Consider the following 14,711-nt stretch of genomic DNA (forward strand, 5'->3'; position numbering starts at 1 on the left):
CGATCGATCGTCGATCGCAATGCAGCGCAGTGCGGTGGGGACAAGGGGGCTACATGACAACACATCGAAAGATTGCCATTGCCGCGCTGATCATGGCGAGTGCGGGTGCAACATCGGCCAATGCGTACGAGTTCGGTTCTCCCGGTTGGGCGCAGAAGCCGGGCATCACGCTCGGCGGAGGCACGGCCGGCACGCCGCCGCCCGGACTTTACAGCTTCAATCAGGTCTTCACCTATCAGGCGAACATCGTCGGCCCGGGTGCGCCCAACGTCGGTGGTGCGTCGACGCCGGTCCACGCCGCCGTCGAAGCATCCGGTCTGTTGTGGGTGCCGGGCTGGACGTTCCTCGGCGCGACGTATGACGCGGTGATCGTGCAGCCCTGGATCATGGCCGATGTCGGCGGGCCAATTAATGTCCAGCAGGCCGGGATGCACAACACCTTCATCGTGCCGGGGGAGTTGAGTTGGAAGCTCGGCGACAGCGGCTTCTTCGTCAAGACCGGCCTCGGCATGTATGTGCCGAACGGGTCGATCAGCGGTCCGTCCGGCCTGAACAATGTCGGCAATCCCTGGTGGACGTTCCAGCCCGAGCTGGTCGTGTCCTACCTGAAGGACGGCTGGAATCTCACGGCCAATCTGTACCATGAGATCAATACCAGGAACTCGATCACCGGCTAATCGCTCGGGCGACGTCTTCCACGCCGAGTTCACCGCCGCCAAGACGACCGGCAACTGGACCTTCGGGCCGATCGCCTACTATGCGGGGCAGGTGACCGGCGATACGTCGAGCGCGTTCTACAACGGCGCGATCAACGTCAATCGGTACAACATCTGGGCCGGCGGCGGCCTGGTCGGTTACAATTTCGGACCGGCCGCGCTGACGGTCTGGGCGACGCATGAGTTCTCCTCGAACGCCTCCGGCGGCACCGCGGGCCCGCCCGGAATCGATACCGCGTCGATCACCAAGGGCTACTCGGTGTTCGCCAATCTGAGCTTCCGGTTGTGGGCGCCGGACGAGCCGGCGACGCCGCCCAAACGTCCGATGTTCACCAAGTAGCGCACGCGCCGGCGTACCGCGCGAGACGGAGAAAAAGGGGAGCCGCGTCGATCGCGCGGCTCCCCGACGGCTGCCCGTTTCCGCCTCCTGAATCCGTCAGGCCGTAGCATCCACCGGATGGTGGATTGTTCCCGACGCTGACATGCCGAACCTTTGTCACCATGCCGGCGCCGTGCGCGGTTCCGACCTGTGCACCGCACGGCGAAGGCTGAACGCTCCGGACTTTCCCAATCGAGAAGTTGCTCCGTATGAACAGGACATTCGCCGACACGGTCTTCCGCAACGGCCGGATCTACACGTCGAACCGGGAGTTGCCGTGGGCCACATGCGCGGCGGTCAAGGCGGGCCGGTTCGTCGCCGTCGGTGACGAGCGCGACGTCGCCGCGCTGATCGGCGAGGGGACCAAGACCGTCGATCTCGGCGGACGCATGGCGATGCCGGGGATCGTCGACATCCACAATCACATCATGATGGGCGGGCAGGCCGATCTCTACGAGCTGCGCTTCTCCAACGCCGACAGTGTGCCCAGGATCGCCGAGACCCTGCACAAGGCGGCGTCCGCGGCTGCACCCGGCGCCTGGATCGTCGGCGGGCAGTTCGGCAACAATCTCCTGAACGAGATGAACACCACGGAGTCGTGCGCGCTGCTAGACGCGGCGTGCCTCGGGCATCCCGTCGTGCTGCGCGACGACACCTATCACAATCGCTGGGCTAGCTCGGCTGCGCTGCGGCTGGCCGGCGTGCAGGCCGACACCCCCGATCCGACCGATGGCGAGATCGGCCGCGACCTCAAGACCGGGACGCTCACCGGGATCATGATCGAGGCCGCCTCCGGCCTGGTCGAGCGGGCGCTCGCGGCCTCCGGTCACTACACAGCCGAGATGGACCGCGCGGCGGTGGCGCGCTCGATCTCGGTGCTCAACACGTATGGCGTCACCGCCTTCATCGACGCCGCCAGCATGCAGCCGATCATGGCGGCGCTGAAGGGGCTCGACGATCGCGGCGAGCTGACCGCCTGGGCGGTCTGCGCGATGCCGGTGGTCGAGCCGGGCTTCATGTTCGGCAAGGCCGGCGAGGAGCTGTTTGCGCTGCGCGAGCACTATCGCGGTGCGCATGTGATGCCGGATTATGTGAAGGTGTTCCTCGACGGTGTGCCTGGCGCCAAGACCGCGGCGTTCCACGAGCCTTATCTGGCCGATCCCGTGCGCGGCTGCTGCTTCCGCGGATCGACCATGCTGACCGTGCCCGATCTGATCCGCTGGCTCGGGCGCTGCGAGAAGCTCGGCCTCGCGGCGAAGATCCACTGCGCGGGCGATGCCGCGGTGACGCAGGCGCTGGACGCGATCGATGTCGTGCGCAGCTTCAACGGGGCGACCCATCTGGTCCACCAGATCGCGCATGCGAGCTACATCGCGCCCGACGACATCAAGCGCTTCGCCGAGCTCGGCGTCGCAGCCGATCTGTCGCCGATCATCTGGTATCCGACCGTCTTCCTTGAGGCGCACAAGGCCGCGATGGGCGAGGAGCGCGCGCAGCGCTTCTGGCCGAACAAGGACCTGAAAGCGGCCGGCGCGCTGATGGCGGGCGGCTCGGACTGGCCGGTGATCCCGATCCCGGATCCCTGGCAGGGCATCGAAGGCATGGTGACCCGGCAAAATCCAACCGGGGATTTTCCCGGCAAGTCGCTGTGGGCGGAGCAGGCGCTTGATCTCGCCACCGTGATCGACATCTACACCATCGACGCCGCGCGCGCGGCCGGTCTCGGCCAATCGATCGGCTCGATCGAGGTGGGCAAGTCGGCCGACCTGATCGTGCTCGACCAGATGATCTTCGACATCCCGCCGGACCAGCTTGCCGACACGCGGGTCGAGATGACCTTCTTCGAGGGCCGCAAGGTCTACCAGCGGGGCGCGTGATGGACACGGCGGATCAGATCCCGGTCACGGTGCTGACCGGTTTCCTCGGCAGCGGCAAGACCACGGTGCTGAACCATCTGCTGCGCCAGCCGGAGCTCAATGGCGTCGTCGCCATCATCAACGAGTTCGGTGAGGTGGCGCTGGATCATCTGCTGGTCGAGAGCAGCGAGGACCGCCTCGCGCTGCTCGACAATGGCTGCATCTGCTGCTCGGTGCGCGAGGATCTGATCGAGACGCTGGCCGATCTCGCCGCCCGCCGCGCCACCGGGGCGATCCCGCCGTTCCACCGCGTGCTGGTCGAGACCACCGGGCTCGCCGATCCGGTGCCGGTGCTGCACACGCTGATGACGGCGCCCGATGTCGTCAGCCGTTACCGGATCGACGGCGTGGTCGCGACCGTCGATTCCGTCAATGGTGCACATACGCTCGAGGCGCACAGTGAAGCCGTCAGGCAGATCACGGTCGCCGACCGGCTGCTGGTGACCAAGACTGACCTTGCCCCTGATGATGCGCTGGCGCGGCTCGAGGCGCGGCTCGCTGCAATCAATCCGGTCGCGACGCGCGCGCATGTACGGAACGGGATGGTCGATCCGGCGAGGGTTCTCGATGCCGGACTGTTCGATCCGTCGGCCCGCTCGGCCGACGTAGTGCGCTGGTTCGATCTGGCATCGCAGGCGGCGAACGCGCCGCATCATCACGCCGATCATGATTGCGACGGCGCAGATTGCGGGCATCACAGCCATCGTGCGCACGATGCCGGTGTATCCTCCTACAGCCTGATCATCGACGAGCCGATCCAGCGCGATGCGTTTGCGCGCTGGCTCGATTATGTCGCGGCGCTCAAGGGCGAGGACCTGCTGCGCTTCAAAGCGATCGTGCATGTCGCCGAACAGCCCGATGCGCCGGTCGTGGTGCATGGCGTCCAGCACGTGTTCCATCCGCCGATCACGTTGCAGGGCTGGCCGTCGGCGGACCGGCGCTCGCGGCTGGTCTTCATCGTGCGCGGCATTTCGCGCCAGATCATCGAAAACACATTGTGCAAATTTGCCGCGGTGAGCCGCACGGCGATCCAGCGGTCGGCGGCGTAGGCGAGACTTGCTTCAAACATTTATTGAGGGGAGAGGGACATGACTGAGAATTCAAAGACGACATCGTCCGGCCGGCTCGACCGGCGCACGCTGCTGAAAGCGGCCGGTGCCACCGGCCTCGCATCGGCGATGAACGTGCCGCTGGTCAACGTCGCGCGGGCCGCCGGCAACACCATCAAGATAGGCTGGGTTGGATGCCTCTCCGGCGTCCGCGCGCAGTTCGCCGAGCCCGATCCCTGGATCCACGAGCGCATCAAAGCGCGGCTGAAGGATGGCCTGAAGATCGGCGGCAAGACCTATCAGGTCGAGCTGGTATTCAAGGACAATCAATCCGACCCGAACCGCTCGTCGGTGATCGCAAGTGAACTGGTGCTCCGTGAAAAGTGCGACCTGATCCTGATCGAGGACGGTGACGCCCAGCCGCCGGTGCAGGAACTCGCCGACGCCCGCGGCATTCCCACCATCTCGACCCAGGTGCCGTGGCAGGGCTGGATGTTCCCGCGCAAGTCGACGCCGGACAAGGGCTTCCCCTACAGCTATCACTTCTTCTGGGGCGCCGACGACGTCGCGAGGAATTTCCTCGGCATGTGGCAGTCGGTCGAGACCAATAAGAAGGTCGGCACACTTTATATCGACAATCCGCCGGGCCAGGCGTTCTCCGATCCGAAGCTCGGCCTGCCGGCTGGCATCTCGGGCGCCGGCTATCAGGAATTCTCGGCCGGCAAGTTCCAGATCGCGACCGACGATTTCACCAACCAGATCGCCTCGTTCAAGAACAACGGCGTCGACATCGTCTCCGGCTTCACCTTCAGCAATCACTGGGTGACGCTGTGGAACCAGGCGGCGCAGGCCGGCTTCAAGCCGCAGATCTGCACCGTGGCGGCAGCCTTCCTGTTCCCGGCCGCGGTGAACGCGCTCGGCGATCGCGGCGACGGCATGTCGACCGAGGTGTGGTGGACGCCGGCCTATCCGTTCAAGTCCTCGCTGACCGGGCAGAGCGCCGCCGAGCTTGCCGCGGAGTGGGAGAAGACCACCGGCAAGCAATGGACCCAGCCGATCGGCTACGCCCATGCGCTGTGGGAGGTCGGGCTCGCGGCGTTGCAGAACAGCGATCCCAAGGACAAGAACTCGCTGCGCGATGCGATCGCCGGTCTCGACATGGAGACGGTCGTCGGCCGGGTGAAGTTCAAGGACAGCCCGATCAAGAACGTCGCGGTCACGTCGCTGTCGGGCGGGCAATGGCGCAAGACCAAGGGCGGCAAGGCGAAATACGAGCTGCTCATCGTGCACAACGGGACGGCGCCGTTCATCCCGAAGCAGGCCGATCTCCAGCTGCTCTCCAAGCTGGCCTGAGATGGCACCGCTTCTGCGCGTCAGCGGGCTGTCGAAGCGTTTCGGCGAGATCGTGGTCGCCGACAACGTCAGTTTCGAGCTGGCGCGCGGCGAATGCCTTGGCGTGATCGGCCCGAACGGTGCCGGCAAGAGCTCGCTGTTGAACCTGATCGTCGGCCTGCTCACGGCCGACGGCGGTTCGATCATGCTCGACGACAGGGAGATATCAAGCCTGCCGCCGCATCGCCGGGCACGGATGGGGCTCGGTCGCGCGTTCCAGATCCCGCAACCGTTTCCGCATCTGTCGGTCTACGAGAACGCGCTGGTGGCAGCGTCCTACGGTGCGGGCCTCTATGGCGACGCGGCGTCCGACTGGACGATGGAGGTGCTGCAGCGGACCGGGCTCGACGCCAAAGCGGACAAACTCGCGGGCGCCTTGCCGCTGATCGACCGCAAGCGGCTGGAATTCGCCAAGGCGCTGGCCTCGAAGCCAAAACTGATCCTGCTCGACGAGATCGCCGCGGGGCTGACCGAGCCCGAGGTCGAGCGCCTCGTTGCCATCATCAAGTCGGTGAAGGCAGATCACGCCATGATCTGGATCGAGCACATTCCGCACGCGCTGCGCGCGGTCTCGGATCGGATCCTGGTGCTCGATTTCGGCCGCAAGGTGCTGGAAGGGCCGCCGGCCGAGGTGATGGATAGCGCCGTGGTGCGCGAGATCTACATGGGATTGAAGGCCGATGGCGTTGCTTGATGTGAACGGCCTGCAGATCTTCTACGGCGATCTCCAGGCCGTGTTCGACATGAATTTCACCGTCGCCGACGGCGAGGCGGTGGCGCTGGTCGGCGCCAACGGCGCCGGCAAATCGACGTTCCTGAAGGCGCTGGTCGGGCTCAATGAGGAGCGGCGCGGTACGGTACATTTCGACGGCATCGACATCTCGCAGATGCCGGCCGAAGAAGTGTCGCGGCTCGGCCTCATCATGGTGCCCGAGGGCCGGCTGCTGTTCGATTCGCTGACCATCGAGGAGAACCTGCTGATGGGCAGCGTCAACCGTCGCAAGGGCAGCTGGACGCTGCGGCGGGTGTTCGACCTGTTCCCGATCCTGGATGAGCGGCGGCGGATGTTTCCGGGCCAGCTCTCCGGCGGCCAGCAGCAGATGGCGGCGATCGGTCGCGCGCTGATGTCGAACCCGCGGCTGCTGCTGTGCGACGAGATTTCGCTCGGGCTCGCGCCTGTCGTGGTCGAGCAGATCTATCGCTCCTTTGCCGACATTCGCCGCGAGGGCACCGCCGTCGTGCTGGTCGAGCAGGACGTCAAGCGCGCGCTCGCGACCTCTGAACGAATTTATTGCCTGTTGAAGGGGCGTGTGTCGCTGACCGGTCCGGCGCAAGGATTGCAGCCGGAGCAGCTGACCCACGCCTATTTCGGTAACTAGCCAGGATTGGCACGACATGATCTGGGTTGAGACATTGATCAACGGAGCCCTGCTGGGCGGACTCTATGGCCTGCTCGGCATCGGGCTCGCTTTGGTGTTCGGCGTGATGCGCGTCGTCAACATCGCGCATGGCGAGTTCATGGTGCTGAGCGCGTTCTGCGCCGTGCTGCTTTCCAACCTGTTTCCGCAGGTGTCGCCGCTGCTGATGCTGATCCCGGTGATCGCACTGTCCTTTGCGGTTGGCTGGCTCTACCAGGCCGCCATCGTCAACCGGGTCGTGACGTCGCCCGATCCGCTGTCGCCGCTGCTACTGACCTTCGGCGTCTCGGTGATCCTGCGCAACGTCATGGTCGAGATCTTCGGCGCCGACGTGCGTAGCCTGCAGGTCGGTGAACTGTCGCGCGCCAGCCTGGAAATCGCCGGCCTCAACATCGGCATCATGCCGCTGCTGACCCTGGTGCTTGCCGCGCTGCTGTTCATGGCGCTGCAACTCGTGCTGCGCCACACCGAGTTCGGACGGATCGTGCGCGCCACCGCCGACCGCCGCGACATCGTGCGGCTGTCCGGGGTCAAGCCGGACCGGGTCTATAATTATGTCATGGGCCTGTCGCTGGCGCTCGGCGCGATCGGCGGCGTGCTGCTTGCGGTGCGGTCGAGCTTCACGCCGTTCTCGGGCGCCGAGCGGCTCTTGATCGCCTTCGAGGTCGTGGTGCTCGGCGGGCTCGGCTCGTTCTGGGGCGCGCTGCTCGGCGGCATCGCGCTCGGCATGGCGCAATTGATCGGTCTGAAGATCGATCCGAACGCGGGGCTGCTCTACGCGCATCTCCTGTTCTTTATCATGCTGTTGATCCGCCCATCGGGTCTCGTGTCGAGCAGGGTATGACGCAGATGCCGACACGGACAATTCTCCTCGCCTGTGCCATCGTGCTGGTCGCCGTCATCGCCGGCGCACCCTTCGTGCTGAATGAGGGCATCCTGCGGCTCGCGACCGAATGCCTGCTGCTGCTGACGATGGCGCAGATGTGGAACCTGCTGGCGGGCTACGCCGGGCTGGTGTCGCTCGGCCATCAGGTCTTCATCGCCTTCGGCGCCTATGCGCTGTTCCTGACCTCCGGCTGGCTCGAGGTGACCCCGATCTGGGTGCTGCCGGTGGCGCCGCTGGTGGCCGCGGCCGTCGCGGCGATCATCGCCTTTCCGTTGTTTCGCTTGCGCGACGCCTATTTCTCGATCGCGATGTGGGTGTTCGCCGAGATCATCGGCGCCTTCACGATGAAATCGCAGGCTGTCGGCGGCACCTCGGGCGTGCCGCTCGCCACCAGCAAGCTGATCGATTTCGACTGGTTCGAACCGACCATGTTCTGGCTCGCCGGTGGCCTGACGCTCGTCACCATCGCGGCCCTGTACAAGATGATGACCTCGAGCTTCGGGCTCGGGCTGATGAGCGTGCGCGACAATGATCTTGCCGCGATGAGCGTCGGCGTCGACGTCCGGCACAACCGCTTCATCGCCTTCGTGCTGTCGGCGGCGGGATGCGGGCTTGCGGGTGCGCTGAGTTTCATGGGCAATCTGTTCATCGCGCCGCTCGCGGCGTTCGACGTCAATTGGTCCGTCTACATGATGTTCATCGTGATCATCGGCGGTATCGGGACGCTGGAGGGCCCGATCCTCGGCGTCATCATCTTCTTCGGCCTGCGCGAAGTGATGACCGGACCGCTCGGCCTGTCCGGCGGCTGGTATCTGGTTGGGCTCGGCATCATTGCGGTCGTCGTGATGATCGTGGCGCCGCGCGGCATCTGGCCGGCGTTGCGCGACCGTCTCGGCGTACGGCTGCTCGACGTCCACCGTGCCGCGCCGCGGCCGGCCGCGGCCGCCATCCTGCCAGGCGCGTCGGAACGGGTTACCGGGTGAGGCAGGCCTTCACGCCGTCACCTTTGCTTGTATTCTGACCGTTCTGGCTTTGAGTGGAGGGCGTGATGGCTCTAGTTTTGCGGCATGGCGGATGGGCATTGGCCGGCCTGGTTGCGGTGACGATGGCAGCGACGCTGCCGGCGCAGGCCGAGCGCAGGATGTGGCCGCAGGCGGCCGCGATGCACCCGATGGACGGGCTGACGACGGACGAAATCCGTTCGGTCTCCGAAATCCTCCGCGGCGCCGGCAAGTTCGACGATGCGACGCGGGTCGTCTCCATGACGGTCGACGAGGATCCCAAGGACGAGGTGCGGGCGTGGAAGCCCGGACAGCCGTTCACGCGACGCGCGAACGTGACGCTGCTGAGTGGCGGGCATCTCTACGAAGCGCATATCGACCTCGCCGCGCGCAGCCTGCGCGGCTGGGACGAGGTCAGGGATCACGAGGCCGCGCTGACCATCGACGAGCTGATGTCGGCCGGCGATCTGCCGAAGCAGGACCCGCGCTGGATCGCCGCAATGGCCAAGCGCGGCATCACCGATTTCCACAATGTGCTGTGCCTGCCGCTGACGGTCGGTCCAGTGAGCGATCCGGCCCTGAAAGGCCGCCGCCTGCTCAACGTTCCCTGTGTCGACACCACGGGCGCAGCCAACAATATCTGGGGCAAGCCGATCGAGAACCTGGTTGCCCAGGTCGATCTCAAGAGCAAAACGGTGCTGTCGGTGACCGATCTCGGCGTGGTGCCGCCGCCGGCGCAGACGCCCTCGCATGCCTACGCCGACTCCGGAAAATACCGCAAGCCGCCGAAGCCGATCGAGATCACCGCGCCCGAGGGCAGCAATGTGAAGGTGGAGGGCGGCCAAGTCCGTTGGGACAACTGGTCGTTCCATGTCCGGCTCGAGCCGCGCGTCGGCGCGGTGCTGTCGCTGATCCGCTACGACGATCACGGCACGTCCCGCGACATCGCGTACCAGATCTCGGCGAGCGAGATGTTCGTGCCCTATATGGATCCTTCGCCGACCTGGTCGTTCCGCGCCTATATGGATATCGGCGAATACGGCTTCGGCGTGCTCTCCAGCGAATTGCAGCGCGGCATCGATTGCCCCGAAGGCGCGCATTATCTCGATCTGACGATCTCGGACACCAAGGGCATGCCTGTCGTCTCCAAGGGTGCGGTCTGCATCTTCGAGCGCCCGACCGGGGATCCGATCTGGCGCCACAGCGAGCTGATCAACAACACCGCCGAGGTGCGACCGAACAATGAGCTGGTGGTGCGGATGGCGCCGGTGGTCGGCAATTACGATTATCTGGTGGACTACGTGTTCGACCGCGCCGGCAATATCGACGTGCGGCTCGGCGCCTACGGCATCGATGCGACCAAGGGCGTCGCCAGCCGGACACTGAGCGACTCGACGGCCGCGCAGGATACGGCCTACGGGACGCTGGTCGACGAGCGGCTGCTGGCGGTCAATCACGATCACTACATGACGTTCCGGATCGACATGGACGTCGACGGCACCTCGAACCGGCTGGTCGAGGACCGCTTCAGCGTCCGCCGGCTGGACGAAGGCCAGCGCAAGAGCCTCTGGCAGGTCGACACCAGGCCGGTCGCGACCGAAGGGCCGATCACGACGCCGCTGAGCGCGGCGCAGTTCAGGATCGAAAGTACGGGCAAGACCAACAAGCAGGGCTATCGCACCAGCTATCAGCTGATGCCCGGCCACTCCGACGTCTCGCTGCTCGCCAAGGACGATCCGATCCAGCTGCGCGCCGGCTTCAGCGCCTACACGCTATGGACCTCGGCCTACGCCAAGGACGAGAGATACGCCGCGGGAATGTATCCAAACGAGAATCCTGAGGTCGATGGCTTGCCGAAATGGACCGCCGCAAAGCGGCCGATCGAGGATCGCGACCTCGTGCTGTGGTACACGGTCGGCTTCCGCCACGTGCCGCGCGCCGAGGATTGGCCGGTCATGCCGGGCCTGTGGCATGGCTTCCGGCTGCGCCCATTCAACTTCTTCGATCGCAATCCCGCGCTCGACGTGCCGCCGATGGTGAATGCCAAGGACACCAAATGAGGGGCCGCGCGCATCGCATCGGGGCGATGGCCGGCGCGCTGCTGGCGTTCTTGGCGGTGCAGCCGGCCGCGCACGGCGCGGCGGCCGAAAGCGGCGCTGACGATGCGTCCTTGCTCTATCTGAGCAGCGGCGACTGGCAGCGCCAATCCGCGCCGCGCAAGGTCGCGCTCGCGGCCGACTTCATGCGGATCTTCTGCACCGATCAGAGGATGTCGGCGGCATCGCTCGCCGATTGCCTCGACCGCGACAAGGCGGATGGCGCGCTGTTCGAGCGCGCTATCGCTTGCGTCAGCGCGCGATGACTTCTGCGTGTAGTCCTTCCCCGTCATTGCGAGCGAAGCGAAGCAATCCATCCCGCCGCTTGTGGAGATATGGATTGCTTCGTCGCTATCGCTCCTCGCAATGACGAGGGAAGCCCAATAGCACGTCAGCCGGCCGCTGAGAGGCCGGCGTCGATCCCTTCGGCGATCGCCTTCACATCCAGCGCGGTGAGGATCAGGGGCGGGGACAGGATGAGGTTGTTGCCGGAGACGCGCAGCATCACGCCGGCCTCGTAGGCGCTATCTGCCACCTTCGCCATGGTCTTCTTGTCGGCGGGCTTCTTGCTGTCGCGATCGGCGACCAGCTCGAGCGCGGCCATCAGGCCCTTGCCCCTGACGTCGCCAACCAGCGGATGTTTCGCCTTGAGCGCGGCCAACGCCTGCGCAAGGTCCTTGCCGCGCGCGGCGGCATTCTCGTCGAGCTTGAGGCGGCGGGTCTCGGCGAGCGCCGCAATACCCGCGGCGCAGCCGACCGGATGGCCCGAATACGTATAGCCATGGCCGATCGAGCCGAAATTGGTGGTGTCAGCCTCGAAGGCTTCCGCGACCTGCTCGCCGATCAGCGTCGCACCAAGCGGGAAATAGCCCGAGGTGATCGCCTTGGCCATCGTCATCATGTCAGGCTTCACGCCCCACAGCCGCGAGCCGGACCACGCGCCGGTGCGTCCGAAGCCGGTAACGACCTCGTCCGCGATCATCAGGATGCCATGGCGATCGCAGATCTCGCGCATGAACTTCATGAAGCTGTCCGGCGGCACGATGACGCCGCCGGCCCCCAACACCGGTTCCATGATGAAGGCTGCGATGGTGTCTGCGCCCTGGAATGCGATCTCCTCTTCCATCGCCGCCGCGCAAAGCTGCGCGAGTTTGGCGGGATCGGTTTCGTTGAAGGGATTGCGATAGGTCGACGGCGCCGGGATATGGAATACGCCGGGCAGCATCGGTTCATAGTTGCGGCGGAAATTGGCGTTGCCGTTGACCGACGCGCCGCCGAAATGGGTGCCGTGATAACCCTTTTTCAGCGCCAGGAACTTGGTGCGGTCGGCTTGTCCCTTGATCTTCCAGTATTGCCGCGCCAGCCGCAGCGCGGTCTCGACCGAGTCCGATCCGCCTGACGTGAAGAAGGCGCGAACCATGCCTTCCGGCTTGAACCATTCGGTGAGCTCGTAGGCGAGCTCGATCGAGGGGCCGCTCGAGGTGCCGCGGAAGCCGGAATAATAGGGCAGCGCGCTGAGCTGATCTGAGATCGCCTGCTTGATCGGATCGCAGCTATAGCCGAGGTTGACGTTCCACAAGCCGCCGACCGCATCGATCACGGTCTTGCCGTCGATGTCGGTGACGTGGACGCCTTCGCCCTTCATCACGATCCGCGGCGGCTGCGCCCGCATCTCGGCAGGATGGGCCATCGGGTGCCAGATCGGCTTGGCGTTGTTCTCAACCAGGAAGTTTCTGTCGCGCATGATCGCTCTCTGTCGTTAACGCGCTTTCTCCGTGCGAACCGGTACTCACTTCGCTCGAAAACGCTTTAATCGAATTGCAACCCGAAATGCCGCAGCGCCTCGCTGTAGGACGCCGCTGGATTGCGCACGTCGAACAGCACCGTGCGCATGTTGCACGCGGCGGCGCCCGTGATGTTGCGGCGCTGGTCGTCGACGAAGATGCAATCTTCTGCCTCCAGCGCCAGTTCGTCCAGCACGCTTTGATAGGCGCGCCGGTCCGGTTTCAGGATCCCGGTATGGGTCGCGTCGACGATGGCCTCGAACCGCTTGAGGATCGAAAGACGGCTGCGGAAATCCGCACCGTAGAACAGGTCGAGCTCGTTCGAGAGAATGGCAAGCCGGAACCCGGCGTCGGCGGCAAGGGTGATCGCGCGCGCCGCCTCGGGGCGGATCACGGTGTCGGGATCGGCGCCGCGCGCGCGCTTCACGAAGGTTTCCATGTCGCGCCAGTCCTCGCCGACCATGCGCCCGACCTCGCGGCTGCGCGTCAGCCAGTAGTCGCGTTCGGAAATCTCGCCACGTTGCATCGCAGCCCAGAGTGGATCGCTATCGGGAGCGAATGGTCCGAGCCATTTCAGCGTGCATGGCGCGAGCCCGAGCGCATGCTCGGTCAAATCGTGGGTCTCGAACAGGGTTTTCGAGATGACACCGCCGAAGTCGAGCACCAGCGCCTTTGCGAGTGGCCTCGTCATGCGGCAACCGTCGCGCGGCCGGGGCGGATGATACCGGCCGCGACCCAACGGTCGAAGATGCCGAGCACCGTTTCGTTGAACGTCGCGCTGTTGATGTGGTCCTTGATCTCGTGCAGCTCGACCGGTGGCCGGACCGCCGACCGCATCGCGTCGACGAAGGCGGTGAGGGCGTCCGGATCGTGCAGGGCTTCGCCTTCGCGGTCCCATTGCTGGATGCCGCCGGCCGGTAGCACAAAGGCGACCGGCGCACTGGCGCCGGCCAGCTTCTCCGCAATCGCGTGGGCGATCCGGCGGCGATCGGCGGCTCCCGATGTCGCCGACGCGAGCAAGCGGTTGTGTGCGTGGAACGGCCGATCCGACAGCTCGCTCGGAACTCCAAGCCATGCCGGGAAGTCGACCATGTCGACGGCCCCGGGGGCGACGATCTGCGGAATGCCGGCCCTACCCGCATTCTCCAGCCGGTCGGCACCTGAATTGACCACGGAGCCGGTGAGCTGATTGGCGACCTCCTGTAGACTAAGATCCAGCACCGCGGCGAAGCCGCCCTGGGCCGCGATCGACTCCATGGCACGGCCACCCATGCCTGTGGTGTGAAAGACCACCACCTCGTAGCCGCGCTGCTCGAGCTGCGGCTTGAGCTCCACCATGTAGCGCAGGCAGCTCTTGCCGAGCGAGGTGATCGCAACCACCGGCCGATCCCGGCTCGGCTTGATGGCGCTTTTCGCGGCGCCGACGATCGCGCCGCAGGCTTGCGACAGCACGGCGGTGCAGGTGCCGTTGAGGCCATAGAGGCCGCCGGCCCACAGGATCATCATCAGATCGGCGGCGACGCGCTCGGGTGGGATCAGATGCGAGAAGGCGACGGTCGAGACGATCAGCTTCGGCAGGCCGAGCGGCAGCGCCTGTGCGACGTCGAGCGCAAGGTCGGTGCCCATGGTGCCGCCGATCGCGATCACGCCGTCGATCGCATCGCGCGCCGCAAGCTCGCGCGCCAGATTTGCCGCGCCAACGGCCATCAGCGACATCGCGGAATTTTCGTCGCCGCTGGATGCTATCGCCGCGATCGTGGTCTCTGCAGCCGCCGCCACCGCGTGCTTGTCGTGAGCGGGTTGATACGGCGGATCGCCGAGTACGCTGATGTCCATCATGATCGTCGTGCCGCCGGCGCGGGCGATGCACGCGCTCATGAACAGCAGTTCGTCGGCCTTGGTGTCTCCGGTGCCGATCAGAAGAATGCGGGGCTGCGTGATCTCGGGCATGACCTTCGGCTCGCCGGCGGCGTGAGGGATGTGGACGAGTTGGTTTGCACCCAGCGGGCAGGGCGTTCGGCCATCGTGCGATCACGCTATGAGGGCGCTGGCCGCGGCAACATCCACCTATCGG

The 14,711-nt window shown here is 65.6% G+C and carries 14 protein-coding genes; 11 read left to right on the plus strand and 3 right to left on the minus strand.

The features are described from left to right. Positions 1-53 precede the first annotated feature (53 nt). The 11 genes from ACE103_RS15785 (at position 54) to ACE103_RS15835 (ending at position 11,119) form a co-directional block, all read left to right on the plus strand. Positions 54-677: a transporter gene (locus ACE103_RS15785; RefSeq protein WP_375780165.1), complete on the plus strand. Its 624-nt coding sequence runs from the start codon at positions 54-56 to the stop codon at positions 675-677. Then, the gene (locus ACE103_RS15790; protein WP_375780166.1) at positions 643-1,056 is read left to right on the plus strand and encodes a hypothetical protein; all 414 of its coding nucleotides are present in this window, start codon (positions 643-645) and stop codon (positions 1,054-1,056) included. Before ACE103_RS15785 ends, ACE103_RS15790 begins: the two co-directional genes overlap by 35 nt. Before the next feature lie 248 nt (positions 1,057-1,304). Beyond that, complete coding sequence (locus ACE103_RS15795) at positions 1,305-2,972, plus strand: amidohydrolase (RefSeq protein WP_375780167.1); 1,668 nt, start codon at positions 1,305-1,307, stop codon at positions 2,970-2,972. Beyond that, positions 2,972-4,060: a CobW family GTP-binding protein gene (locus ACE103_RS15800; protein WP_375780168.1), complete on the plus strand. Its 1,089-nt coding sequence runs from the start codon at positions 2,972-2,974 to the stop codon at positions 4,058-4,060. Before ACE103_RS15795 ends, ACE103_RS15800 begins: the two co-directional genes overlap by 1 nt. A 39-nt stretch (positions 4,061-4,099) precedes the next feature. Continuing rightward, positions 4,100-5,413, plus strand: a complete 1,314-nt coding sequence (locus ACE103_RS15805; RefSeq protein WP_375780169.1) for an ABC transporter substrate-binding protein — start codon at positions 4,100-4,102, stop codon at positions 5,411-5,413. Position 5,414: 1 nt separating this feature from the next. Beyond that, positions 5,415-6,146, plus strand: a complete 732-nt coding sequence (locus tag ACE103_RS15810; protein WP_375780170.1) for an ABC transporter ATP-binding protein — start codon at positions 5,415-5,417, stop codon at positions 6,144-6,146. Next, on the plus strand, positions 6,133-6,831 hold the full coding sequence (locus tag ACE103_RS15815; protein WP_375780171.1) for an ABC transporter ATP-binding protein: 699 nt from the start codon (positions 6,133-6,135) through the stop codon (positions 6,829-6,831). Before ACE103_RS15810 ends, ACE103_RS15815 begins: the two co-directional genes overlap by 14 nt. Before the next feature lie 16 nt (positions 6,832-6,847). Then, a complete protein-coding gene (locus tag ACE103_RS15820) occupies positions 6,848-7,714 on the plus strand; it encodes a branched-chain amino acid ABC transporter permease (RefSeq protein WP_097676476.1) in 867 nt (288 codons plus the stop codon). Then, entirely contained in the window at positions 7,711-8,739 is a 1,029-nt protein-coding gene (locus ACE103_RS15825) for a branched-chain amino acid ABC transporter permease (protein WP_375780172.1), read from the plus strand. Before ACE103_RS15820 ends, ACE103_RS15825 begins: the two co-directional genes overlap by 4 nt. A 65-nt stretch (positions 8,740-8,804) precedes the next feature. After that, on the plus strand, positions 8,805-10,817 hold the full coding sequence (locus ACE103_RS15830; protein WP_375780173.1) for a tyramine oxidase: 2,013 nt from the start codon (positions 8,805-8,807) through the stop codon (positions 10,815-10,817). A gap of 26 nt (positions 10,818-10,843) precedes the next feature. After that, positions 10,844-11,119, plus strand: a complete 276-nt coding sequence (locus tag ACE103_RS15835) for a hypothetical protein (protein ID WP_375780174.1) — start codon at positions 10,844-10,846, stop codon at positions 11,117-11,119. Between the two features lie 125 nt (positions 11,120-11,244). Here ACE103_RS15835 and ACE103_RS15840 read toward each other — a convergent pair whose 3' ends face one another. The 3 genes from ACE103_RS15840 to ACE103_RS15850 form a co-directional block, all read right to left on the minus strand. Continuing rightward, positions 11,245-12,597, minus strand: coding sequence for an aminotransferase class III-fold pyridoxal phosphate-dependent enzyme (locus tag ACE103_RS15840; protein ID WP_375780175.1), 1,353 nt, complete (start codon positions 12,595-12,597; stop codon positions 11,245-11,247). Between the two features lie 65 nt (positions 12,598-12,662). Beyond that, positions 12,663-13,328 carry an HAD family hydrolase gene (locus tag ACE103_RS15845; RefSeq protein ID WP_375780176.1) on the minus strand — a complete coding sequence of 222 codons (666 nt, stop codon included), beginning with the start codon at positions 13,326-13,328 and terminating at the stop codon, positions 12,663-12,665. Next, complete coding sequence (locus ACE103_RS15850) at positions 13,325-14,587, minus strand: Tm-1-like ATP-binding domain-containing protein (protein ID WP_375780177.1); 1,263 nt, start codon at positions 14,585-14,587, stop codon at positions 13,325-13,327. Before ACE103_RS15850 ends, ACE103_RS15845 begins: the two co-directional genes overlap by 4 nt. Between the last annotated feature and the right edge of the window lie 124 nt (positions 14,588-14,711).

This window comes from Bradyrhizobium sp. ma5, from assembly GCF_042258955.1.
Taxonomy (GTDB): domain Bacteria; phylum Pseudomonadota; class Alphaproteobacteria; order Rhizobiales; family Xanthobacteraceae; genus Bradyrhizobium.